Below are 25,023 nucleotides of genomic sequence, written 5' to 3'. Positions count from 1 at the left end.
GGCGCCTGGAGGCACTACGCCGCGCCGGCATTGTCGAGCGGATCGACGCCGACTGCTGGCGGATCCCGGACGATTTCGAGGACCGCGCCCAGGCCTACGATGCCACGCAAGGCCGCCGAACCAATGTGCGCGTGCTCTCAGCCTATGATCTCGACCGCCAGGTCACCAGCGATGGCGCCACCTGGCTCGACCGGCAACTGGTCAACCGCGAACAGGGTGCGCTCGCGGACGCTGGGTTTGGCTCCGAAGTGAAAAATGCGCTTGAACGGCGCAAGGACGAACTGATCCGGCAGGGCCTAGCCTGGCGCCATTCCGACGGGAGTGTGCGGAGCCGAAAGGATCTTCTGTCCGCCCTTGGACGTCAGGAGGTCGAGCGGGTGGGCCAAAAGCTTGCCGGAGAACGCGGCCTCAGCTTCAGGCCGATCGAGGACGGACAAACCATTCGCGGCACGCTGATTGGCTCGGCCCAACTCGCCAGCGGGCGTTTCGCCATGATCGATGACGGGTTGGGCTTCAGCCTGGTGCCGTGGCGGCCAATTATCGAAAAGGAGATTGGACGGGAGGTCGCTGGCGTCATGCGGGGCCACAATGTCTCCTGGCAGTTCGGGCGCCAACTTGGGATCGGGATTTGAATGATTGGTCAGGAACCGACCCAAACATCCCACCATTCTAAAAACGCAAGGCAGCTCAAGGGAAAGCCAGGCAAGCAGCTTTCAGGGCCTCTGCAAGTCACCGCCAAACAATCCGTTGCGATCAACCCGAAATGTACAAGAAAGCAGAAGTTTGCATAACTCACACCTGTGCATCTTCAGGATGCTGCAAACTCGCTTGTGAATCGGCGCGGGGTCCCGACGTCGATCGGCACGCTAAACTATCGATCCACCATGCGGTGGAGAGGGCACTCTTGGACGCTTATTATTCACACGCAACAGTTTTTTGAACGGGTGTGGCAATCTCTGCCTTCAGATTGATATCTTTACGCGTACTGCTCACATCAATCGCTGAACGTTACTGTTCGGTGCGGCGTTCGATCGGACCTGCACAAGCCCGCAATGCATATCGAGGTGAAAGCCATGTCGGCGGGACAGCTTGTCACTCTGCGCTGCGAATGCGGCGTGAGAGAAGAAGGTTATGTCGGCGCTTTGGCCTGACCGGGGACTACGTCGCCGCGGAACGTAATTCGCGTCTTGTGCCACCGCATCCACATGTGCCGTACCAGGCGGCGCAGATGAGCACGCACCCCGACCCCGCCCGGCGTCGTGCTATCCTGCCTTCAGCGAATTCTGCGTATTGTTAGCGCTCGCTTGTGTGAATTCGCGGCGTCAGTTAAAGTGGCGGCATTTAGTTGACCTTGTTCACAACGATTTTAGCGGAGCAGTACTTGTATTCCGGCACGCGTGTGTATGCATCGAGTTTATTGATGGTCAGTTCATTTGCTGCGGCCTCGAAGAACGACATTGCCATCCAGATAACGCCTTGCTGAATTCGCTGATCGGAGACCGGACGAACAGTTACAGCCCCTCGGCGAGTCTCCACGGTTACCAAGTAGTCCGACGAAAGAGCCAGTCGGTCGAAGTCGGAGGGGCAGACGTGGAGCAGTGCTTCAGGACTTAACGCGTCGAGCACGTCAGATCGTCGCGTCATCGAGCCCGTATGCCAATGCTCGCGGACGCGCCCTGTAATCAGCGTGAAGGGAAACGCTGCGTCGGGCAGTTCGCTGGGACACTTACCTTCCAGGGCTGCGAGCCGAGCCCGGGGGCCTCGTGGAAAGCCGGTCGAGAACAGGCTGTCCTGCGGTATCTGATTGCTTCCTATCGGGTGATCCATCCGTAGCGGATCGTTCGGATTGAGAGGATACCGCACGCCGCGTTCGGTCTTGAGCTTTTGCCAGCTCAAGCCGTTGAGGACAGGAACAACCGACGCCATTTCATCAAAAATCGCCTCGTGCGAGTCCCGCGCCCAAGACAGTCCTAGCCGAGCCGCGATGGCGCAGGCGATTGCCCAGTCCTCGCGGGCCATGCCCGGAGGCGATAGCACAGGCTCGACGAACTGGATGATCCGGTCGGTGTTCGTGACAGTCCCGGATCTTTCCGCAAGTGCGGCCGCTGGAAGGATCACATCAGCAAAGGCGGCCGTCTCGGTTGGGAAGATGTCTTGAACCACGAGGTGGTCCAATCGGGCGACGGCTTCCCTGGTGGCGGCAAGATCGGGATTCGCCATGGCGGGATTTCCGCCGACGACATAGAGCCCCTTCATCTTTCCGGCTTTGGCGGCATCCATAATCTCAACAACAGAAAGCCCTGACCCGATCGGAATCTGCGTCTTCCATAGCGTCTCGAAAAGGCTTCTCTGCACAGCGTCGTCAAGCGTGCGGTAGCCGGGAAAATAATGCGGCAATAGACCTGCGTCGCAGGATCCCTGCACATTGTTCTGCCCACGGAGCGGATGAAGGCCAGTCCCCGAGCGCCCGATCTGTCCGCAGACCAAAGCAAAGGCGATCGTTGCGCGGATATTGTCGGCTCCGTGCACATGCTGAGAGGCGCCCATTCCCCAAAAGCACATGGCGGCCGGCGCCTTCGCGAAAAGACGAGCGGCCTCCACGATGGCTTCAGCTGAAACGCCACAGATTCGGGCCGCCACGTCCGGCGTATAGGCTTCGACGCGCTGGACAAGTTCGTCGAAACCCTCCAGTCGATCATCGACAAACTTGCTGTCATAGAGCCCTTCGGCAATCACGAGCTTCGTCATAGCCGACAAAAGTTGGACGTCCGTACCGGGTCGCAATTGCAGGTGGACTGTCGCCAGCCGCGCTAATGGTTGCTCGTAAGGATCGATCAGGATGAGCTTGGTACCGCGCCGAATGGCGTTTTTCATGATCGAGGCGGCAACGGGGTGGTTCACTTCAGGGTTCGAGCCGACCATAAGAGCCACATCCGCGTTAACTATCTGCTCGATCGGGACAGTGACGGCGGAAAACCCGATGGCTTCCGCGAGTGGCGGTACCGAGGCGCAAAGCCGGGTGCAATGATCGATATGGGCGGTGCCGAAGCCGGTCCGTGCAAGCTTCTGGAGAATATATGCGTCCTCGTTGGTTCCCTTGGCCGATCCGAGAACGGCCAAGACATCCCCTCCGTGACGATCTCTTAGGTCGGCGAAGCCGGACGCGGCACGATCCAGCGCTTCGTCCCAGGTCGCGGGGCGAAACATCTCCAGTACCTCGGCGCCCCGAAAATTATGCGAAGCATCTTTGGGGGCGTCGTCGCGTCTGATGAGCGGGACGGTAAGACGCTCGGCATGTCGCAGGTAGCCGAAGCCGAAGCGTCCCTTGACGCAAAGCCGACCGTGGTTGGCCGGCCCATCCGCGCCGTCAGCATACACGACGCGATCCTCGGCGACATGCAGATTTACCCGGCAACCGACGCTGCAGAATGGGCAGACCGTCTCCGCCGAATACTCGATCGCTACCGGTGCTTCAGGCGCGAAGAGCACGGCCGGTGACAAGGCGCCTGTGGGGCACACCTGGACGCACTCTCCGCAGGACACGCAACTGCTGTCGCCGATATCCTTGCCGGTATCGAACGCAACGTGGAGTCCGTCACCGTGACCGGCGAGCGAGATCACGCCGTTGACCTGAACGTCCTGGCAGGCGGACCTGCACAGGCCGCAGCGGATGCACGCGTCCGCATCGACGGTGATCGCAGAATGATTTCGGTCCGGCTCCGAGCGCACCGCGCGGTTGCCGAACCGGCCACTATCGGCCTCGACCCGTCGCACTAGGCGCTGGAAAAGCCCATCCGGGTGCCGCTTCGCCGCCGGCTCGCTCATTTCAGATGCAAGGAGTTCCACAACGGTGCGTCGCGTGCGCCTCGACAGGGCACTATCCGAACGGACCACCATCCCTGGCGCAACGCTGTGGCGGCAAGCCGGCACAAGGCCGTCATGGTTGTTCAACTCGACGAGACACGTCCGGCATGCGGCGATGGGCAGATAGCCTTCGCGCATACAGGCGCAGAGATGCGGCAGGTCGACCCCCGCCGCAACAGCCGCCTCGAGAATGGTTATGCCGACGGCGGCCGGAACCGTCTTGCCATCGATGTCGATGTCGAAAAAATTCATCGCTCATGCTCCGTTAGGATCGGGGTGACCCGCGCGAGGAACTTTCCGGCGCTTCGACCGAGGCCGCAAATGGACGCTTCGCTCATCACCGAGGCGAGGTCATCGAGCAGGCGGCGATCGAGTGGCCCGCCCGCGAGCGCGCGCGCCATCTTGGCGGTACCGATACGGCAGGGAGCGCATTGTCCGCAACTCTCCCGCGCAAGAAAGCCCGCCATTTTTTCGGCGATCCATCGAATGTCGTCGGTCTTGCCGAACACGACGGCGCTGCCGGTGCCGAGGCTCAGCCCCGATGCCAGAAGCTCGGCCAGCGGCACGCCGCAGCGGGAAGCCGGAACTATAGTCCCTGCCGATCCGCCGATGACGACACCGCCGAGCTCTTCCTCCTCGCGCATACCACCAGCCGCTCGCACAAGCGCGTCGAGCGAAGGCAGGGCCCGGATTAGTTTGGGCCCAGGTTTCCGAACCCGACCGGACACGCTGTAGAGCAGCATATCGGGATCGAGCAGGGCGGAAACCGGCACGGCATCCTCGTGGACCGCGCCCCAGGCGCCGCGAAGGCGGTAAAGGGTCTCGACGTTGTGGACCAGCGTCGGTCGTCCCTGCAACCCGCGCTCAGTCGGATAGGGCGGACGCTCACGCGGGCGAGCAGGCCGCCCCTCCAGGCTGGCAATCAGAGCAGTTTCCTCGCCGCAGATATAGGCGCCGCCACTACGCCGCAGATGGACATCGAGCCCCGCGGTCAAACCTGCGGCGACCGTATCGTCGATCGCGCGACGCACAATGGCATGAAGATCCGCGTAATCGTCGCGCAGATAGAAAAATAGCTGCTTTGCTCCGGTAACCGATGCGGCAACGAGCGCGGCTTCCAGTACGCCGTGCGGATCGCTCTGCAGGATGAAGCGATCCTTGAACGTCGCAAGTTCGCCTTCGTCCGCATTGACGACCACCACCGGCTCTCCTCCTGTCGCAATCAGGCTTTGCCACTTGCGATGCACGGGAAACCCGACGCCAGCTCGACCGACAGCGTTCCGGCCAGCGATGTTCTGCAGAATTTGATTTTTTTCCGTCGGCATCCGCTGCAGCCTGTTGACGACTGTGTAACCGCCGGCCGCGCGAAACGTCTCGAACGATCGCGGCGCCGGTTCGGAGTCCGGCACGTCGCAACGTCCTCCGCAAACGCCGGGACGCATCTCGCGATCGATGTCCGCTGGTCCGCGCAACAGCGCACAGACCAAGTCGCAGCAATTGTTCGTATAGTTGCCGTAGGGAACAGTGGCGCCGTAGTTTACGGCCGGAAACGCCGTCGCCACTTCGTAGACCTCGGCCGAGGTAAGCCGAAGACGTTCCGCGATATACTGAAGCCCAGCTTGGGAGACGCTCCCCTGGCGGTCACGGATGTCGAGAAGGATTTCCAGCAGCCCGTCGCGTGCGGTGCCGTGCGACAGCAGCGCCGTCTCGATCGCCGCGATCTCCTGCGTACCGGCAATAGGCCCGCCTGCACCGTACGATCTTGGACGCTTATGCTTTGACCGCACTATAGAGCTCCTCGCGCACACTCGCCTTGAAATCGTCCGACGGCCCGTCGAAGAAGATCCGGCCATCCTTGAGCGCCACAATGCGGTCGGCATAACGAACCGCCAACTCGACCTGGTGCAGGCTGCACAAGACGGAAAAGCCGCAATCACGAGCTGCTTGCTGAAGGATCTGGAGAATATTCTCGGAAGACTCCGGGTCGAGGCTCGATATTGGCTCATCGGCCAGGATCAATTCGCCCTGCTGGGCGAAGGCTCGAGCGATCGCCACGCGCTGCTGCTGGCCTCCGGAAAGCGTTTGGGCTTTCTGATAGGCTTGGTCGAGCAGGCCAACACTATCAAGGCAAGCCAAGGCGAGTTGCCGGTCGGATTTCGAGAAGCGCCGCAGCATCGCGCGCATCGTCGACGTGTAGCTGAGCCTAGCCGCAAGCACGTTATCCAGGGCGCTGAGGCGCTTGACGAGGTTGAACTGCTGGAAGATGAACCCCACTTGGCGGCGAAAATCGTTTAGTGCGCCGGCGTTTAGACTCGTTATTGTGGTGTTGTTGATGCTGATATGACCGCTATCAGGCTCGATTAGGCGGGTGAGACAGCGGAACAATGTGGACTTCCCACCGCCGCTCGGTCCCAAAAGCACGACGAACTTCCCTCTGGGGATCGAAAAGGACACGTCGTCGAGGACCCTGCGGGTGTTAAATGACTTGCAGAGATTTCGCACAGTGATGACGTCGGTCTGCGCAGCATCGAATGGTTGGCAACGGGTCAGATCGATCGGTGTGACGGTATTCAAGGCATTTCTCCTCTGCTGAGCCGTACCGGTGCGCCATGACCAGCGCTGCTGGCCGCGTCGGGATTCAGAATTTTGTTACGCACCCAGGAGCTCAAACTGTCTATGGCGACGACCATAATCAGGATGACGCCGAGAACGGTCAGCATCTTTGGAAAATCGAGCAGGTCGATGGAGTCCTTCAGCGTCTGCCCGATTCCGCCCGCGCCGACGATACCGAGTACGGTCGAGGCTCGGACATTGAACTCCCAGATGTACAGCGTCGTCGCGATGATGTTCGGCCAGACATCAGGAAGCAGCGCATAGCGAAAGGTCTTCACGGGGCCCGCGCCTGTGAGTTGGACGGCCTCCACCGGGCCAGGGTCGGCCGGCTCGATTACCTCGGTGAGCAACTTACCCAGGGCGCCGACCATATTGAACGTGATCGCAAGCACGCCGGTGAAGGGGCCGAACCCGACGGCCGCAACGAAGATCAAGGCGAATACTAGGATTTCCGTCCCTCGCAGCACGGAGAACAGGCCTCGCACTAGGCGGTAGATCAGCATATTCGGTGTCGTGTTGCGTGCGGCGAGCGGCACCAACGGCAAACAGATCACGAGAGCGAATATCGTCCCTACAGTTGCCATGGCCAGGGTCTGGAATGCATCGCGCAGGATTCGGTCGATGTCGCGCAGGTCGGGAGGAAACATCTGCACGAACCAGTTCGCGATCTTGGGAAGGCCGCTGGCCAGTTTGTAAATGTCGATCCGCACGGCCGAGAAGCAAGTGGCCAAGAACGCCGCTACGCAGATAAAGATCAGGACGTTCCGAATGTTGCGCCAACAAAATACCCGTACACCAGGCTCCATAAAGCGTTTTTCTGACAAGTCAGCGATCAACACAGATCCTCCCCCGCAATTACGGCAACTCGTCGTCCCAGAGCGGTGAGACCGCTGGCCTGGTAATGAGTTCGTCCATAGATTTCGTGCGACCGACGAGCGCTGAAAATATCCACCCGCCGCCGGTCGCGCAGGAATACGGGCAGGGCGCCAGAATGCGCTCGCCCAACTGAATGTAATCAGGTGCGCAGCTTGCCGGTTACGCGTCCGGCTTCCTCGATGATCGCGTAGTCCTTGTGGCTCGCAGGGACAAAACCGTTGTACCCGCTGCCCATGAGCGACTGCGCTTTCTCCTCCGAAAGCCCGACCAGGATCGCCAGGAGTTTCTTCTTCAACTCCGGATCGAAATTCTTCGGCACGCAGATAGCGTCATTCGGAAGTTGATCGGAAGTCCAATAGACCTTGACCTTGTTGGGGTCCATTTCGCCAGCTTCGATCATGCCGTTGCGACCTCGATCCATGTTTGAACCGAGGTCGATCAGGCCCTGCTGGATCATCGAGACGTTGTTTCCGAAAGTTGCGCCCTCGCGCAACTGGAAGAAATCACGCGGATCAATGCCGTTTTTCACCAGGAAGGCGTAGGGGACGAGCCAGCCGGACGTATTGCCCTGATCGCTCAGCGACAGCTTCATTCCCTTTGCGTCCTTCGGGAACTCCTTGATCGAAAGATCCGGCCGTCCTTCGATGATGGCGTGGTAAAACGGCTTGCCACGATATTTTGCAGTCGCGAGCACTTCAGTGCCGACCCGGTGATATGCCAGCACATAACCCCACGGTCCGAGCCAGCCCACATCTACGTGGCCATTGGTCATAGCGACCGATATTGCAGACCAGCTTTCGGGGGACACCAGTTCGTAGGTGGCCCCCATCTCGTCAGCGATGTATTTGAAGACGGGCTCGAATTCCTTGAGGGTGATGGCTGGGGTTGGACGAAGTGGGGCGATAGCAAACCGCAGATGCAGTTTGCCATTGCGCATTTCCTGACCGCGAGCCGCGCTGGCGGCAAGGCCGAGCGAAGCTGCAGAAATAGAGGAGGCGGCAAGCGCTCCGAAACGACGACGCGTCAGCATGAAAGTCTCCATAGATCAATTCTGTTTGAGGCATCGACCGCACGCCGTGCCTTGCGCTTGCAACGTGGGCTATCGTCTTGCGCCTAGTTGCGAGGGTAGAATTATATTAACGAATGAAAATTGAATAACATTCGTATTACGATATGATGACGATTTAAGAAACTCGCTATAGAATGACAATAAAAGCAAATAATCAGACATTTTTATCATCGGAAAATCGGATTTATCTTGAAAAAGATTTCGTTTTGTAATGTCAATAATCTAATTTCGCGTGAGTTCGCGTATTCGGCGCGCATTTGTTCAAGAGCAACTATTCCGCGATGCCGCCGCCGGCGCGTGAACAAGACGATCAGGCCAACCGGTGGAGCGTTGGCGAAGTTAATCCGTCAGCAGGAGACTGAGACCCAGATGCTAGTTCTATCTCAAGTTCAGACGTTTCTTGCGATCATAGATGAAGGAAGCATCCAGTCTGCGGCGACGCGCTTGTCGTGCTCGCAGCCCACCGTCTCGCAACAACTGCGAAAGCTTGAGGAGTTTTTCGGCGTTCCGCTAGTCGTGCGCAACAGAGGCCACTCGGCTCCAACACGAGAGGGCGAGCTCTTTCTGCCACATGCGCGATCATTGCTCGCCACAGCTGAGCGAGCCCGCGAGCTGATTGAGGAGCGCCATCTCGTTGTCGCGGCAAGCGGCAACGTCGGCGTATTCCTCGCGCCTCGCTTGGTTGCTGGCTTCGAAAGGCAGCTGGGTCGAGAAGGAATCGTCGATCTTCGTATCGGCGCCAATCGACGCGCGATCGATGCGCTCCTATCTGGTGAAGCCGATGTGATCATGACCGAATGGGCCGAAGATCATGCTTCGGTGGAGTGGCTGCGCTGGCGTCGAGAAAAGCTTGTCGTGATCGTGGCACCAAATCATCCCCTGGCCCAACGCGGCTGTATCAGCAAAAAAGAGCTGTTGGAGTATCCGATGATGGGCGGCGAGCCTGGAACTGGAACCGGGCGCCTCCTTGGAAGCCTTTTTGGCAAGGATGTCGAAAAACTCCGGATTGAGCGCCAGCTCGGCAGTACAGCAGCAGTAAAGGAAGCGGTTAAGGCAAATCTTGGCGTGTCGATCGTGCTTGCTTGTTCGGTTACCGAGGATATGGCCTTTGGCTCTCTCGTAGCGATCGACATCGAGGAAGCCGACATATTCAAGAATCTGTTCTTGGGGGTTTCCGGAGAAAGTCCGGAGACATCCCTGTCTCGTCAATTTGCCCGGTTTTGCAGCGCGGCAGGCACGACATCCGATGCGTGAGTGCAGATCGCCACCTGGGCAGCAAGGGCAATGTCGTGGTCGGCAAGGTTCTGTATCCGTCATCCTCATCGTTTCTGCCGTGCGCCGCATGACAGCGGCATTTCAGCCACCGGTCTCTGACCAATCGTAAATAATCGTGCAGACCACTCCGCCAATTCCTGAGGAAGCTCGACCGATGACACGAAAGACTTTGATCACAAACTGGGTGCATTCCGAAGTCATCGATTTGCTGCGGGTCCGTGGGGACGTCGAGGTCAATCTTTCACGGCAGCCATGGCTAAGGGAGACCATACTATCCCGATTACGGAATGCGGATGCCATGATCGCGTTCATGACGGACCATATCGACGATGAATTTCTCGAACAGTGTCCGCATCTGCGGGTTATCGCCTGTGCTCTCAAGGGTGCTGACAATTTCGATCTCGCCGCCTGTCGACGTCGCGGTGTCGCAGTGAGTATCGTCCCAGACCTGTTGACGGCCCCAACGGCTGAACTGACCGTGGGGCTCATGATAGCTCTTGGCCGGAACCTGCTTGCGGGCGACCGGTTGATCCGGGAAAAATCCTTTGCGGGGTGGCGCCCAATCCTCTACGGAACAGGCCTTGACGGAGCAGCCGTAGGAATTGTCGGAATGGGCTCTGTTGGGCAGGCGATCGCGCACCGGCTCCGTGCATTTCGCTGCCGGTTGGCCTATTATGATGCGAGACCACTTTCGCCTGCCAAGGAGGACGCGTTTGGCCTCATACGGCGCGATCTTGCACAGCTGCTCGCCGAGAGTGACTATATAGTGTTGGCTCTACCCCTCGCCGCGAATTCCTTGCACCTGATCAATGCTGAAATCTTGGCCGGAATGAAACCGGGCGCTCTCCTGATCAACCCGGCGCGGGGCTCCCTGGTTGATGAGGTTGCAGTTGCCAATTCTCTCGAGTCGGGCCACCTCGGCGGTTATGCCGCCGACGTATTCGAAGTGGAAGACTGGGCACGACAGGACCGTCCGACTTGCATCGAGCCGCGGCTGCTGGCGCATCCTGGCACTGTCATGACGCCCCATCTCGGCTCTGCTGTCGCTGCCGTACGGCGCGACATTGCCCTGGCCGCTGGGCGAGACATCCTGCGTTTTTTGGATGGTGAAGCAATGCTGGGTGGGGTCGTCGATCCCCGCACGGCCAGCGCGACGATCTCATGATCGTCGATTGCCTCGCTTAGAAAGGAATGCCGTCGCCGTTCGCCGACGACAGCTCGCTCGGCTCGGCCGCTGCACTTCGTCGTGACGTCGCGGGCGCCGGTGCGTTCTGTACTTCCGGGCCTCGAACCAATGATCTTCGCTGTCTTGACGTCAGGCGCCATTTTTGTGTTTGTTACGCTGATATGGAATTTTGTGTTTGTTACGCTGATATGGAATGATGAAGTGAATGACTGGAACAATCCGCCGCCGGGCTTCTGCGAGGTCGACGGGTCGCCCACGGCGGCACGTCGGTGGCGCGATCGTTCATCCAAACCCTAACGATGGTCGATATCGCCACGGGCTGGACGGAGTGCCTTCTGTTGGTGACGCGGGATAGCTCGCTGGTTGCCGAGGTGATGAAGCACGCACAGAGCCTGTTCCCCTGGCTTCTACGCGGTGTAGGCTTCGACAAGCGTAAGGTCGGAAATTACATAGTAATTTCAATTGTATATGAGTTCGTAGTTTTGTTCTGAATGGCGCGCCATTCTCTAAAAATATTTCAAGGTCGTCGCAAAGCTCGAAATCACAAATTGAGGGCACTGCCCCGATCGTCCCCGAATTCCCGAATCGGATAGACTGCGGTTTAGGAGATTCCATGAGCGCATCCGAAGGCCGGCAAGAGTACGTAGACCAGCGACGTTGCCCAAAGTGCGATGAGTGGTATGCGGTCGCGACCGCAAATGAGGAAGGCTCGAATCCCGCCGCTTGTCCGAAGTGTGGATGGCGCCCCCACAGCACTGCGGATGGAGAATAGCCTGACGCATAGTCGGCGCAAATCTTCCCCCATATCGATTCGATGTCTGGGAATCTGTACGCAAAAGTTGTACGGTTACTAATATGCAAGTGGGAATCACCGGTCATCAGGAGAGGGAGGGCATAGATTGGAAGTGGGTCGAGGCGACCCTCCAAACTGAAATTAGAGCCGGTCCCGGTTGTCTGAACAGAATTTCCGCCTCGATAAGTGGAGCCTCTGCCGGGGTTAGGCCGCCAAGCGGAATGGCGGCTGGTTGAAGTAGGCTTGATCTGGTGTGGCGTCGTCAAGGCTTTGGTGCGGTCGGCGGCCATTGTAGAAGTCGAGGTAACGGCCGATCGAGGCGCGGGCCTCGCTGACGTTGTCGTAGGCCCGCAGGTACACCTCCTCGTATTTGACGCTGCGCCACAGCCGCTCAACGAACACGTTGTCGCGCCATGCGCCCTTGCCGTCCATGCTGATGGCGATGCCGTTGCTGGCGAGCAGGCCAGTGAAGGCCGAGCCGGTGAACTGCGAGCCCTGGTCCGTGTTGAAGATTTCCGGCTTGCCATGACGAGCCATGGCGTCCTCCAGTGTCTCGACGCAGAAGGCCGCCTCCATCGTGATCGAGAGCCGCCAGGACAATACCCGGCGAGTTGCCCAATCGAGCACGACGGCGAGATAGACGAAGCCGCGCGCCATTGGAATGTACGTGATGTCCATCGCCCAGACATGGTTCGGCCGCGTGATCTGCATACCGCGCAGCAGATACGGATAAATCTTGATATCTGCGGTCGTATAACGCCGGCGTCAGTGTATTCGCATGTGGATCAGACTTTAGGCTCTTGGGAGCAGCGGCCAATCTACAAAGCAAACGTCCAAACGTTCGTGACATTGCGGGAGGTTAGTCCGAGAGTTCCAAAGGAGGTGCTCCGGCGGCTTCCTCACTATTTCCCCGATGCGGCTTATACATTTCCGCTTGATCCGTCATACGAACCTGACAGGTCTAACATGTCCGCAGAAATGAAAGAAAAATTTCCGGCCAATGAGGACCGTCAGAGGGTGTTCGCCGAATTGCAGCAATGTAATCGGCATGGATTGGTGATGCCGGTTGACACGCTGCACATGTATTACGCGGCTTTAGAGTCAAAGGCCTGCAAACTCTCGGCCCTCGGTGCGCACTATCGTAGGCTCGCGGAGTTGAACCGAATTTAGTCCCCCGACCGTACCCAGCGAGATATCTGAAATTCCAAGCGATCGACTCAGTCGCTGACGGCGAGCGCCGGTGCTAACTCCTGTAGGCACCTACGCCGCCGATTTTCGTCCACGAATCCGTGGCGGCGGCGCGATCAGCGCTTCCGCAGGAATGTTCCACTCGCGGTGCAGCTTCCAGGCCATGTTCATCGTGAGGGGACGCTTCCGTGTCAAGATGTCGGATGCGCGCTGCCGCGAACCGAGCAGTCGTCCGAGGTCGGCCTGGGTAAAGCCGCCGGTTTCCATCCGGTAACGAATCGCCTCGATCGTTCCGGGCGGCTCGATAGGCCAACGCTTGCGTTCGTAGTCCTCGACAATCAAGGCCAGAAGATCGAAGCGATCCGCCTCCGGCGTGCCTGGCTTCGGTTCGTTTTCGAAGTACTGCTCGATCTCTTCCAGTGCCCCGTCGTACTCGGCCTCGGTACGAATGGGACGGATCACTTTCTTCGCCATGAAACGGTCTCCGGATCGATACGATCGTATTCTGCATGGGTTCCGACGAACTTCACCAGCACGCGCTTAAACGCAAACGAGATGTGGACGATCAGCCGGTACTTGTTGCCGCCGAGGTCGAAGATGGCCCTGTTGTCGCCGACAAAATCGACAGTGCTGCCGAACTGCCGCTTGATCTCGGCTGGATTGGCCCATTGTGCCCCGGACGCAATCGCGAACCACGCCCGGATCGGTCCCTCCGCCCGCGGGTGACGCGCCCAGAATTCCCTCAGCGTCCGGCGGGCGATGACCTGCATCCCGCCATCATATCATGTCACCAATCTGGTGACAATACTTCTACCCGCACGCCTCACCCTTCCGGCAATCCCGCCGCCGCCATCGACCGAATGATCCGGTCGGCCGCCTCGAGATAGACCGGGCTGGAATTCTTCGTGGGCGTCGGGACGTTGCGCACGTTCGAGCCTGGCCGCAATTCGCGGCCCTTTTCCATCGCCGCCCTGGCTTCGTCGGTCTTGCCCAGTTGCTGATAGGCGGCCGCCAGCAGCATATGCGTGCGCCCGCTGGCGGATGTGATCGCGATCGATTTCTGCAGCCACGGCACGGCGTCTTCGGCGCGGCCCATCAGCAGATTGGCCCAGCCGGCGCCGATCATCCAGGTCCAGCGCGAGACCTGCGGGGTGTCGAAGCGGTCCGCCTGCCTGAATGTCGCCAGCGCGTCCTCGAACCGTCCCGTTTGAATCTGGGCAAGGCCGACATGGTACAGCGCGATCCCGTTCCACGGATCGAAGCTCAGGGCTTTGGCGCAGGCCACAAGGCTGGCGTTGAACTGGTTGGTGGCGTTGAGGAAGCGGCAATAGGCCTCGTGCGCCGGGAGGTGATTGGGCCTTGCGCGCAACGTCTGCTGCAGGATCGCCTCGGCCCTGGTCTCCGCCGCCTCGCGCTCGGCCGGGCTCAGCCAGACCATCTGGACGCCGCGCATCAAGAGCGCGGCCAGCGCGATCTGAACGTCGGAATTGTCGGGTTCTTCGGCCAGCGCTTTCTCCAGCATGGCCTGCGCCGCCTGAAAACGTTCCGGCGAGGTCTGCTTGATATGGGCGGTGGCCTGTTCGATCACGACCCTGCTGCTATCAGCGACCCGCGTATCCGTGTTCAGCAGTTCGTTGATGCGCAGCGCCAGGGCGTGACCGACGCCGGCCGCCAGCCGCGACGGCTGCAATTGCAGGTCGGTGTCTGCCAGGTTGATCGAAGTGGAAGCGGTCCACTTGACCTCGCTGGTTGCGGTTGAGGTCATGCGCGCCCGCACGGTCCACGCCTGCTCGCTCTTTTGCAGTTCGCCCTTCACCACGAAGTCGGCCTGCGGTGTGGCCGCTTCCGCCGTCAGGACGCGGATGTTCTCGATCTTCGCCAGCCCGTCGGCGAGACGGCCGCTGACGTCAGCCGCCATCCGGGCGACCAGCGGATCGTTGCCGGCGCCCGCGATCGGCATCACGGCGATGGTCGCGGGCCCGCGCGCAAGGATCAGGCCGGGGCGCAACGTCCATGTGGCGATGGCAGCGCCCAGCATGGCGAGGCCCGCGACGGAAGCCAGCGCGAGGCTGCGACGCCGGCCAAAGCCGGGCGGGCGTTCGGCGGCTTCAACGTTCGTTTCGGCTGCCGCCCTGGTGTCCGGCGCGGCGTGCGCAGGCGCGCTTGTGGTGACGTCTTGCGGCGCCGCCGTGTCAGTCACCTCGGCCTCGAACAGATAGCCGCGGCCGGTGATCAGCCGGATCATCTGGCGCTTGTCGTCGCCGAGCGCTGCGCGGATTTCGCGAATGCATTGAAACAGGCTGTCTTCGCCGACATGGACGTTCGGCCAAACCGCTTCCAACAATTCTTGCTTGCTGAGAACGCGCCCCGAACTGGTGGCGAACAGCCGCAGCATCTCCAGCGTCTTGGGCCGGAGCTTGATCGCCCCGCCATCGGGGCGACGCAACTCGGCGCGCTCCGAATCCAGCTCAAAACCAGAAAAGCGCAGCACCATGCCCTCCGACCGACTTCTCATTCAGTGCACGGATAGGCCTTGAAACCGCGGCCAAACGCATAGGAGCGCCGAATATCAGAAAAATTCCAGAATGTCTCAGCCATCGCTTCGAGACCTGCGCGGCGGCTTCTCGGTCGGCGCCACCTTCGTGGTGACCTGTGCGGATTCTGTTTATCAGAATCCAGAGTCAAGCCCTCGAAATAAAAATATTTCGCTTAACACGTCGGGCAAATCACCTTTAGCAATTTGCCCGTCTCACCCGACAAGGGGCGTTGCGCACGTCACGAACGCGCGGTGGGATGCGATGGACGCGACAGTGTCGGGCGCGCAGTTGCAGCCGCAGGGCGAGATGAACCTCGTGAGCGGCATGCGGCGTGTAGACGGACGGCGCTGCTAACTATCCTCGCTGGAACTTGCCGGGACGCACGAGGACCGGCAAGACCTCTGGCAGGATGGGCGCGGACGGCGAAATCGTGTGGTCCTGACGCCCCCATGCTGGCGTCAAGTCGTGTGGAGAGGCATCCGGCCCAACCGGGCTTGATGCATCTGCGATCCGCAAGGCGACGGTGGCAAAAGTGCAAGGCTCACCGGGGAGATCACCTATAAGCCGTAACCCATCGTGCAGGGAAAGCCGGATGATCCGGTTCACCTGTGGTCTACTCGTGCACTTCCAGTGCACGACCGCGGGTGCAATCGGCGCCCGGCTTTCCCTGCGCCCTTCTTTCTCAGGAAGGGTGAAACCGACGCAAACCTCGGGCGCATCGCGCCGCGAGAATGCGGACGCATATCTTCGCGCTATTTGAATCTGAACATGACGTTTGAGTGCACGCCGCTCGCACAAACACCGCTGTCATCGCACGGCTTGACCGGGCGACCCGGTATTCCAGAGACGCCAGCGATAGAGCCGAGAAGCCGCGGCGTACTGGATCGCCGGTCAAGCCGGCGGCGACAGTTCTGGTTGTGGCGGCGCCTTTCCGAGCCCGGCTTCCTCCAGGGGAGGGTGAATACAGGATTCCAGGCCCGCTCAATCCTTCCGGAACACGATCGACGCCATCCAGCCCGTCATCAGCGCCATGAACGCCGTGGCCAGGCCATAGGCAAAACCGTTGTTGCGCGCGGAGTTGGCGACGAACTGCTCGAAGCCGACCTTGACGATTTCGAACGCGGTGTCGGTCTTGGTCACCAGCGCGCCGTCGGAGAACAGCTTGATCTCGACGTCATAGGTGCCGATCGGCACTTCGCCGGGCAGCGGAATGCCGGTGCGAAACAGCGTCGGCGTCAGGAACGTCACCGCCGAGGTCTCTTCGCGATAGAGGCCGTGCTGCGAGCGCAGCCGCACGAAGGCGCTGCGGAACGGATCGTTCGGCACCACGTCGGCATAATCGGGTCCGACGCGCTGGGTCAGCAACACGTTGTTGAGGCCGAGCTGCTGGCGCCGCGTGACCTCGGGCGAAGCGATGGCGTCGAACGGCCGGTTGGAAAACAGCGCCAGATAGGCCGGCACTTTGAGAAACTCCCGCGAGTCGGTGTTGATCCAGATGCCGAGCTTGCGCTCCTTGCGGCGCGTCACCATGTCGGCGCGCGGCCCGGAAACGGTCACGACCAGATCGTAACTGGTGCGGGTCGCAGGCGTCGAGGCGTCCTTTTCGACCGAGCCGAACAGCACCAGTTCCTCGCCGGAATAGTTCGGCGTCACGGTCACGCGGTGGTTCGAGACCGAGACGATCAGCCGCTCCGCCTGTGCCGGCGATGCGGTGAAGCCCGCGCCCAGCGCCAGCGCGAGAACGACGGCTGCGAGTGAGGTGCGCGCGATCATCCCGCACCTCCGGTTTCCCGGACGGTGAAGAGCTCGTCGGGACGGATCCCGAGTTCGATCGCAAAACGGATGCCGACCGCGAGAATCAGCAGGCCGAGCAGTAGCCGCAGATGCTCGCCGCGAATCTTCTGGCCCGCCCGCGCGCCGAACTGGGCGCCGGTGACGCCGCCGACCATCAGGATCAGCGCCAGCACCGCATCGACCAGATGATTGGTGACCGCATGCAGCATGGTGGCGATCACCATGGTCACCAGGGTCAGCACCATCGAGGTGCCGATCACGGTCGAGGTCGGCACGCGCAACAGATAGATCATGATCGGAATCAGGATGAAGCCGCCGCCGATGCCCATGATCGCGCCGATGAAGCCGATGATCAGGCCGACCACGATGACCGGAATCACCGAAAGGTAGATCTTGGAGCGCTTGAAGCGCATCTTGAGCGGCAGCCCGTGAATCCAGCCGTGGCTGCCCGAGCGCCGCGCCAGCGAGGCCACGCCGCGCCGCGCCCGCAGGATCGCGCGCAGGCCTTCCCAGAACATCAGGCCGCCGACGCTGCTGAGCAGGATGACGTAGGACAGCGCGATCAGGAGATCGAGCTGGCCGAGCGAGCGCAGCAGCGTGAAGGTCCATACCCCGAGCCCGGTGCCGACGATGCCGCCGCTCAACAGCACCAGCGCCAGCGCCGGGTCGATGGCGCGCCGGCGCCAGTATGACAGCGCGCCCGAGAACGACGAGGCGGCGATGTGGCTGGCCACCGAGGCGACCGCGACCGCGGGCGCGATGCCGACGAAGATCAGCAGCGGCGTCATCAGGAACCCGCCGCCGATCCCGAACATGCCGGACACGAAGCCGACCGCCGCGCCCATCGCCAGGATGAGGAAAACGTTGACCGGAATGTCGGCGATCGGGAGGTAGAGCTGCACGCGCTATACTTCTGCTATGGGCCGCAAGGTCGGCCGGGGCCGCTCACGGTCTGGTTTCTTGATCGAGCATTGGCCGGCAAGGAATTCACGATAAATCCGGGATGCGCCCGCGAAAGCGGTGAACGCCGGTTGCCGAGCCCTGCATAACCGAAATCGGCAGTGGGAGGGACTAAAGAATCCGCGACGGGGCAATTAATTGCCGTGAGCCGCCCGGCGACCTCACGGCATGGTTGATGGTTTGGATTAATGCGCGGCGGCGGCGCGCTTGGCCGCGACCGGCCTGGCCGCGGGCTTCGCGGTAGTGGCCTGCACCGGGGCCGCATCCCAGCCGCCGGCCGGGGCCGCCACGTTGATGGCGTCGTCGGGCTGGGGCTCCGGCGTGAAGGTCTGGATCGCGAGCTTGGCCGCTGCCAGCGACTGGGCGTCGAGCCGCTTGGCGATATCGTCGCGCTTGCGCACCGAATCCGCGTCGCCCTGCGCCGCGGCCAGGCTGAACCATTTGAAGGATTCGGCGAGGTTCTGATCGACGCCGATGCCGCGGGCATAGAGGATGCCGAGGTTGAACTGGCTGTCGGCGACGCCGCGATCGGCCGCCTTGCGGAACCATTGCGACGCGTTCTTGTAGTTGGCGCCCTTGCCGCCGCCGTCGGCGTCGAGCACCGCCAGATTATGCATCGCCTTGGCGCTGCCGCGCTCGGCGGCCTGCATGTAATAGCGCCGCGCGATTTCGACGTCCTTCTTCACGCTGAGACCCTTCTCATAGAGGGTCCCGAGCCGGAAGATCGCCGGCACCACGCCGGCCTGCGCCGCGCGGTCGTACCATTTGGCGGCTTCGTCGAAATTCGCTGCAACGCCTTTGCCTTCGGCAAAACGCACGCCGATCTCGTAGGCCGCGGTGGCATCGCCCTTCAGCGCCGCCGCGCGCAACGCGGGTCCGCCGATCGCCTCGGGCAGCCGCTCACTCGGCGGCACCTGCACCTGGGTGAGTTTGCGGCTGGCAGGCGGAGCCTGCTGCGCCGGAATCGCACCGGTGATGTCGCTTGCCGATATCGGCAAGGAAGCGGGTGAGGAAGCGGGCGAGGAAGTGGATGAGGCAGCCGGGATCGCCGCCGCCTGCGGGATGGCGATCGTCGCGGTGGCGTCGGGCGCCGAGTTGTTGAACGATTGCCGGCCGATCGGCGTCGGCGAGGTCATCGAGGGCGGGGCTGGCGCCGGCGTGGCCGGCCTGGCGCTGTCGGCGGCGGGCGGCTGGGCCGCAGGCGCCTGCTCCATCGAGCTCTCCATCGCGGGCATCGGCGGCGCAGTTTCCCGGTCGAGCAGCGTCATCGCCATCTTGAAGGTGCCGAGCACGATCACGACCACGCTCGCGCCGACCAGCAGCGAGCGGATTTTGGAGGTGATGGTCGAAGGCTCCTTGTTCGGATCCTTGTTCGGGGCCTTGCTCGAATCCTTGGCCTTGCTTGCGGCGGACTTGAACGGGCCGCGACCGGCCTTTTCGGCAGGCGCCGCGGCGGCAGCGGCCTGCGCGGCGCGGCGCGCGGCGGCAATGAAACTGGAGGTGCTGACGGGCTCGCGGCTCTCAGCCGGAATTTCGCTGATCGCGCTTTCGGAAGCGGCGATGCGCTCCGACGGCGTCGCCACCCTCGCGGCGGGGCGGGTTCCCGGTTCGAGCGGATGGTCGGGCGGCAGATCCGGCGCGATCACGGCGCGCGGCGCCGTGTACGGTTCGAGAATCTCGCTGATGGCGCGCGGCGCCACGGCGACGGCCGTCGGCGGCGGCTGCACGGCCTGGAATTCGCGCGGCGCGGTGGCGAAATGCTCATGTGCCGCGGCGGGATTTGGCAGTTCGGGTTTCGGCTGCGGCGGCATCGCCATGCGGGGCGCGGCCGCTGGCGCGGAAACGGGTTCGGGCGCCGGCGGCATCGGCATCTGCGGCTGGGGTGCTGCGGGCAAAGCGCGCGCGCTGCGCAGGTCGCCTTCGATCATGGCGAGCCGGTCGACCACGTGGCCAAGGGTAGAGTGGACGGCTTCCAGCGAATCCTGGGTGCGGCGGTCGGTTTCCGACTGGCTGAAGCGGATGTCGGACATCTCGCGCTTGACCATGTCGACGACGCCGGCGTCGAACGGCTGCGGCGCGCTGGCGTTGCGGTTGTTTTCGGCCAGCGCGACCACGGCCGCATGCTGGTTTTCCAGATGGCGCAGGATATCCTGCAACCCGGCCTCGACCCGGCCGAGATTGCCGGCGCGGGGATCGGTCGAACTTTCGATCCGCTCGAGCAGATACGACACGCGCTGTTCGAGATGGGCGAACGCCGACGCGTTGTCGTTGCCGACCGGCATGCGGTCGAAGCGGTCGGACAACGCCCGCAGCGCGCCCTCGAGCTGCTCGGTGCTTTCGCCGGACGCTGGCCGCTCGCGGCCTTCCAGCGTCGAGGTCAGCGCCGCGATGCGCTGCTCGAGGCTGGCAAAGGAATCGCTGTTGTCCTCGCGGCGCGCAAGCATGTCGACCTTCGACGACAGCATGTGCACGTCGTCCGACAACCGCGCCAGCGCGTCGTTGGAGGCGACATTGGAAACGATGGCGCGAAGCGCCGAGATGGCGCCTTCGAGCTGCTGCACGGTGGAGGGGTCGTCATTGGCGCGCAGGATGAGGTCGAGCTTGCCGCCGAGATTGCGGATCGCGTCGTCGTAGCCGGCGAGCTGTTCCGCCGGCTTCAGCGAGAACAGCACTTCGCGAATTTCGGAGAGCGCGCGTTCGATGCCGGCAAGCTGCTGGCCATCGGTGCCGCTCTGGCGGGTGTCGTCGATGCGGCGAGACAGCGAGCGGATTTCGTTCTCGATCGATTCGATCGCCCGGCGCGGCATCGCCTCGGTGATGGCGGTGCGAATGTCCGCCAGCTCGGCGCGGAACGCGGTGATCGACCGCTCGATTCCGTCGGGCCGCTGCAGCGCCTCGATCTGGCTGGTGATCTTGAGCAGATGCCGTTCCAGCGAGGAAAAATCCGGACCCGCGGGCGCCGCCGGCTGCATCGGGGGCGCCATCGGCATGGCGGGCGCCATGGCAGCTGGCGTTGCAGCCGCTCTGGGCGGCGCGCTGCGCGGCGGCATCGAGCGGGGTGCGGGAGCATCGAGTTCGTTCTGGCGCGCGGCGATTTCCGCGATCGCAAAATCGAATGACGCCGGGCTGAGCGGCGGCGAGGGACGGTACACCTGGCTGGCGGCGCGCTCGACCATCTCGGTCTGGCGCTGCCGGTCCTGCATCTGGGCCTGTCGCGGCGCCGGATTGGAGATCTGCGACAGCCGCGCGTCGAGGCGCGAAATCGCGTCGTTCAATTGCCGGGCGACGCCCGGTTCGCCGCGCGGAGCGTCGCTTCGCGGCGCATCGGAATGCGGCGCATCATTGCGCGGCACCTCGCCGCGCGCGCGGGGTTGCGAAATCTGCTCGATCTGGCGGGTGATCGAATCCAGCCGCTGGTGGATGTCGGAGACGTCGGGCGCCTCTCGGCCCGGCATCGCCGCGGGCTGATCGTAGGGTCTTTGAGAATCGGGGCTCTGAAAACTGGGCCGGGCGGAATCGCCGAGGGTGGAATTGAGCCAGTCGTTCAACGACATGCCGGCGCGGCGCGCGGCGGCCTCGGCCCTCTCGCGCACGGATGGATCGATGCCTTCAACACTCCACGATACGCGCGAATTCATGCTCTCGTCCGGTTCCGACTCCGGCGCGCCAACCTGCGCCTTCAGCCTCCCCGCGCGTCCCACTGAAGAGACAATCGAATTCCGCGCAGGTCGTCTGCCTCAGAAATCGACTTTTTCGTGTTACGGTAAAGAACCAGTTAAGGAATGGCCCGGCATGGCCGGAAAGTTGCTGTGCCGGTCAGATTGCAAGTCAAGTTGCTTGGCCGGCGGCGCTGCCCGGCAGGGCCTGCAGGGCCTCCTCGCACCACTCCACCACGACCCGCTCATGACGAACACCGAGGCGCAGCGCCAGGAGCTTGCCGATATCCGCCGGCGACGCGGTTCCATCAGGGAACCGTTTTTGGAGGATACGTTCGTAGCGGGCACAGCGGTCGCGGTGGTGTTCCAGCCGCGCCATCAGGTCGGCGCGCAACGGGCCGATATCGACGCCGTCGAGCGCGTAAAGTCGCACCAGCAGGTCGTCCTTGATCGATGGCGGCACGCTCGGACGTGCCCCCCAGTGCCGCAACGCAGCCCGGCCCTCGGATGTCAGGGTGTAGACCAGCTTGTTGGGCTTGCCCGTTTGCACCACCTCGCAGCCCTCGATGTGGCCGCGGTCGCGCAGCTTGGTCAGCTCGCGGTAGATCTGCTGGTGGTTGGCTTTCCAGTAGAAGCCGATCGAGGCGTCGAACGTCTTGGCGAGCTCATAGCCCGTCATCGGACCTTCCGTCAGGCAGGCCAGGATCGCGTCACCGAGCGCCAAGCGCCAACCCTCCAACAATTCTTGACAATATGCATAAAAGTGCATATGCGTCAATGTGCATATGATGGCGTGACCCACGCGCTCTTCATGCACGGGAGACGTCCGATGAGTATGACCGGCCTCGACAAATGGTACGGCTACATCAAATCCCACGACCGCGCGGCGCTGTGGGATCTGCTGCATCCGGACGCGGTGTTCGAAAGCCCCGTCGTGCACACGCCGCAGCGCGGCCGGGACATCACCTTCAAGTATCTGGCGAGCGCGGACAAGGTGCTGGGTGGCCCGGGCTTCTCTTATATAGGCGAATGGCGCAGCGACACCGGCGCGGTGCTGGAATTCCAGACCGAGATCGACGGCATCAAGCTCAACGGCGTCGACATCATCACCTTCGCCGCCGATGGCCGGATCACGAATTTCAAGGTGATGGTGCGTCCGCTCAAGGCGATCAACCTGCTGCACCGGCTGATGGGAGAGCAGCTGGCGGCCAGTGCGGCAAGCGGCGCCGCGACGTCGTAACCGCGACGCTGAAGTAGCTCCCTATGACCTTTGGAACCGGATAAGGTTCTTTCTGAAACCCAACGATTGCTGCGAAGGCTCCCTTGCGTGGAGCGAGCCAGCCGGGAGGATGCAATGCCGATCTACAAAGCCCCAGTGGAAGATGTCACCTTCCTGCTCAACGACGTGTTCCAGATCGACCGCTACGACAACCTTCCAGGCTTCAGCGATGCCTCCGCCGATGTGCGCGATGCGATCCTGGGCGAGGCCGCCAAACTCAGCGAACAGGTGCTGCAGCCGCTCAACCGCGTTGGCGATCTCGAGGGCTGCAAACGCCATGAAGATGGCTCCGTGAGCACCCCGAAGGGCTTCAAGGCAGCATTCAAGCAGGTGGCCGAAGGCGGCTGGCTTGGACTGTCGGCGCCGACGGAATATGGCGGGCAGGGCCTGCCGGTCACGCTGACCCAGGCCGTCACCGAATTCCAGTCGTCGGCCAATATGGCGTTTTCGATGTATGGCGGCCTGACCATGGGCGCCACCGCCGCGCTGATGGTGCACGGCAAGCCCGAACAGAAGAAGATGTTCGTGCCGAAGATGGTGGCCGGCGAATGGGCCGGCACCATGAACCTCACCGAGCCGCAATGCGGCACCGATTTGGGCCTGCTGCGCACCAAGGCCGTCAAGCAGGCCGACGGCAGCTACAAGATATCAGGCACCAAGATCTTCATTTCCTCCGGCGAGCACGATCTCACCGAAAACATCATCCATCTGGTGCTGGCGCGCATCGAGGGCGCACCATCCGGCATCAAGGGCGTATCGTTGTTCGTGGTGCCCAAGATCCTGGTCAATGCCGATGGCTCGCTGGGGCAGCGCAACGGCGTCACCTGCGGCTCGATCGAACACAAGATGGGCATCCACGGCAATTCCACCTGCGTGATGAATTACGACAGCGCCACCGGCTGGCTGATCGGTGAGGAAAACAAGGGCATGCAGGGCATGTTCGTGATGATGAACGAGGCCCGGCTCGGCGTCGCGGTGCAGGGGCTGGCGCAGTCCGAAGTCGCCTACCAGAACGCGGCGAACTATGCCCGCGAACGTCTGCAGGGCCGCTCGCTCACCGGCGCCAAGGCGGCGGACAAGCCGGCCGATCCGATCATCGTGCATCCCGACGTGCGCCGCACCCTGCTCACCATCCGCGCCTTCAACGAAGCGGCGCGCGCCATGGTGATCTGGACCGCGCTGAAGAGCGACGTCGCCCACCGCTCCAGCGATCCCAAGGATCGTCAGGAGGCCGACGACCACATGGGGCTGATGACGCCGATCATGAAGGGCGTCATGACCGACGTCGGTTTCTCCAATTCGGTGCTGGCGCAGCAGATGTATGGCGGCCACGGCTATATCGCCGAGCACGGCATGGAGCAGTTCGTGCGCGATGCCCGCATCGCGATGCTCTATGAGGGCGCCAACGGCATCCAGGCGCTCGACCTCGTCGGCCGCAAGCTGCCGCGTGACGGTGGCCGCGCGGTGATGGCGTTCTTCGGTGAAGTCGCCGCCTTCGCCAAGGACCACGGCGCCGACGAGGCCATGAAGCCCTATGTCGCGCCGCTCTCTACGGCGCTCGGTCATCTGCAGCAGGCCACCACCTGGCTGATGCAGAACGCGATGATGAAGCCCGACAATGCGGGTGCTGCCGCCACCGATTACATGCAGTTGTTCGGCCTCGTCACCTTCGCCTATATGTGGGCGCGGATGGCGAAAGTCGCCCAGGACAAGATTGCGGGCAGCGGCACGACGCCCTATCTCTCCACCAAGCTCGTCACCGGCCGCTTCTTCATGGAACGGATGCTGCCGGAAACCGCGCTGCACCTTGCCCGCATCCAGACCGGATGCGACACCACCATGGAATTGGCGGCGGAAGCCTTCTGAAACGTCATTGCGAGCGAAGCGAAGCAATCCAGAAGCCGCAAGCAAGGACTGGATTGCTTCGTCGCAA

General features: G+C 62.1%; 17 protein-coding genes and 1 pseudogene. 5 read left to right on the top strand and 13 right to left on the bottom strand.

Annotated features, from left to right (window positions below):
- Positions 1–632: DUF3363 domain-containing protein (locus tag Q7U29_RS20385; RefSeq protein ID WP_304744297.1), on the top strand; the 632-nt coding region annotated here is incomplete at its 5' end.
- 709 nt (positions 633–1,341) lie between these two features.
- Here the strand turns inward: Q7U29_RS20385 and Q7U29_RS20380 are convergent.
- From Q7U29_RS20380 to Q7U29_RS20360, 5 genes are all read right to left on the bottom strand, one after another.
- Positions 1,342–4,116: a molybdopterin-dependent oxidoreductase gene (locus Q7U29_RS20380; RefSeq protein ID WP_028133714.1), complete on the bottom strand. Its 2,775-nt coding sequence runs from the start codon at positions 4,114–4,116 to the stop codon at positions 1,342–1,344.
- Positions 4,113–5,651: an NADH-ubiquinone oxidoreductase-F iron-sulfur binding region domain-containing protein gene (locus Q7U29_RS20375; RefSeq protein WP_049819928.1), complete on the bottom strand. Its 1,539-nt coding sequence runs from the start codon at positions 5,649–5,651 to the stop codon at positions 4,113–4,115. The genes Q7U29_RS20380 and Q7U29_RS20375 overlap by 4 nt, the downstream gene beginning before the upstream one ends.
- Positions 5,635–6,438: a phosphonate ABC transporter ATP-binding protein gene (phnC, locus tag Q7U29_RS20370; protein WP_049819927.1), complete on the bottom strand. Its 804-nt coding sequence runs from the start codon at positions 6,436–6,438 to the stop codon at positions 5,635–5,637. The genes Q7U29_RS20375 and phnC overlap by 17 nt, the downstream gene beginning before the upstream one ends.
- A complete protein-coding gene (gene phnE, locus Q7U29_RS20365) occupies positions 6,435–7,313 on the bottom strand; it encodes a phosphonate ABC transporter, permease protein PhnE (RefSeq protein ID WP_245269324.1) in 879 nt (292 codons plus the stop codon). The genes phnC and phnE overlap by 4 nt, the downstream gene beginning before the upstream one ends.
- Positions 7,314–7,492: 179 nt before the next feature.
- Positions 7,493–8,383 (bottom strand): phosphate/phosphite/phosphonate ABC transporter substrate-binding protein, encoded by an 891-nt coding sequence (locus tag Q7U29_RS20360; protein ID WP_210164231.1) that lies wholly within the window; start codon positions 8,381–8,383, stop codon positions 7,493–7,495.
- 228 nt (positions 8,384–8,611) lie between these two features.
- On the opposite strand from Q7U29_RS20360, the gene Q7U29_RS20355 reads away from it, so the two are divergent.
- Both Q7U29_RS20355 and Q7U29_RS20350 read left to right on the top strand, forming a co-directional pair.
- Positions 8,612–9,676 (top strand): LysR family transcriptional regulator, encoded by a 1,065-nt coding sequence (locus Q7U29_RS20355; RefSeq protein ID WP_155253222.1) that lies wholly within the window; start codon positions 8,612–8,614, stop codon positions 9,674–9,676.
- Positions 9,677–9,851: 175 nt separating this feature from the next.
- Complete coding sequence (locus Q7U29_RS20350) at positions 9,852–10,862, top strand: phosphonate dehydrogenase (RefSeq protein WP_028133711.1); 1,011 nt, start codon at positions 9,852–9,854, stop codon at positions 10,860–10,862.
- 1,018 nt (positions 10,863–11,880) lie between these two features.
- Here Q7U29_RS20350 and Q7U29_RS20345 read toward each other — a convergent pair.
- The 8 genes and pseudogenes from Q7U29_RS20345 to Q7U29_RS20310 form a co-directional block, all read right to left on the bottom strand.
- Positions 11,881–12,426, bottom strand: a pseudogene (locus Q7U29_RS20345) (IS3 family transposase); the annotation flags it as partial.
- Positions 12,427–12,936: 510 nt separating this feature from the next.
- Positions 12,937–13,338: a type II toxin-antitoxin system HigA family antitoxin gene (locus tag Q7U29_RS20340; RefSeq protein WP_304744295.1), complete on the bottom strand. Its 402-nt coding sequence runs from the start codon at positions 13,336–13,338 to the stop codon at positions 12,937–12,939.
- Positions 13,323–13,634, bottom strand: coding sequence for a type II toxin-antitoxin system HigB family toxin (locus Q7U29_RS20335; RefSeq protein ID WP_304744294.1), 312 nt, complete (start codon positions 13,632–13,634; stop codon positions 13,323–13,325). The genes Q7U29_RS20340 and Q7U29_RS20335 overlap by 16 nt, the downstream gene beginning before the upstream one ends.
- A gap of 53 nt (positions 13,635–13,687) precedes the next feature.
- The gene (locus Q7U29_RS20330) at positions 13,688–15,358 is read right to left on the bottom strand and encodes a tetratricopeptide repeat protein (RefSeq protein WP_304744300.1); all 1,671 of its coding nucleotides are present in this window, start codon (positions 15,356–15,358) and stop codon (positions 13,688–13,690) included.
- 1,024 nt (positions 15,359–16,382) lie between these two features.
- Entirely contained in the window at positions 16,383–17,174 is a 792-nt protein-coding gene (locus Q7U29_RS20325; RefSeq protein WP_304744292.1) for a TIGR02186 family protein, read from the bottom strand.
- Entirely contained in the window at positions 17,171–18,097 is a 927-nt protein-coding gene (locus Q7U29_RS20320; protein ID WP_304744290.1) for a sulfite exporter TauE/SafE family protein, read from the bottom strand. Before Q7U29_RS20320 ends, Q7U29_RS20325 begins: the two co-directional genes overlap by 4 nt.
- Before the next feature lie 243 nt (positions 18,098–18,340).
- Positions 18,341–21,793: a tetratricopeptide repeat protein gene (locus Q7U29_RS20315; RefSeq protein WP_304744289.1), complete on the bottom strand. Its 3,453-nt coding sequence runs from the start codon at positions 21,791–21,793 to the stop codon at positions 18,341–18,343.
- Positions 21,794–21,983: 190 nt separating this feature from the next.
- Positions 21,984–22,535 (bottom strand): PadR family transcriptional regulator, encoded by a 552-nt coding sequence (locus Q7U29_RS20310; protein WP_304744287.1) that lies wholly within the window; start codon positions 22,533–22,535, stop codon positions 21,984–21,986.
- 105 nt (positions 22,536–22,640) lie between these two features.
- On the opposite strand from Q7U29_RS20310, the gene Q7U29_RS20305 reads away from it, so the two are divergent.
- Together Q7U29_RS20305 and Q7U29_RS20300 are read left to right on the top strand one after the other, a co-directional pair.
- The gene (locus Q7U29_RS20305; protein WP_304744286.1) at positions 22,641–23,051 is read left to right on the top strand and encodes a nuclear transport factor 2 family protein; all 411 of its coding nucleotides are present in this window, start codon (positions 22,641–22,643) and stop codon (positions 23,049–23,051) included.
- 114 nt (positions 23,052–23,165) lie between these two features.
- A complete protein-coding gene (locus Q7U29_RS20300) occupies positions 23,166–24,956 on the top strand; it encodes an acyl-CoA dehydrogenase C-terminal domain-containing protein (RefSeq protein WP_304744284.1) in 1,791 nt (596 codons plus the stop codon).
- The last annotated feature ends 67 nt before the right edge of the window (positions 24,957–25,023 follow it).

The sequence above is a fragment of the Bradyrhizobium sp. genome (assembly GCF_030654605.1).
In the GTDB taxonomy this organism is placed as follows: Bacteria; Pseudomonadota; Alphaproteobacteria; order Rhizobiales; family Xanthobacteraceae; genus Bradyrhizobium.
Note: the sequence above shows the minus strand (reverse complement) of the source record. Positions and strands in the feature narration are given on the sequence as shown.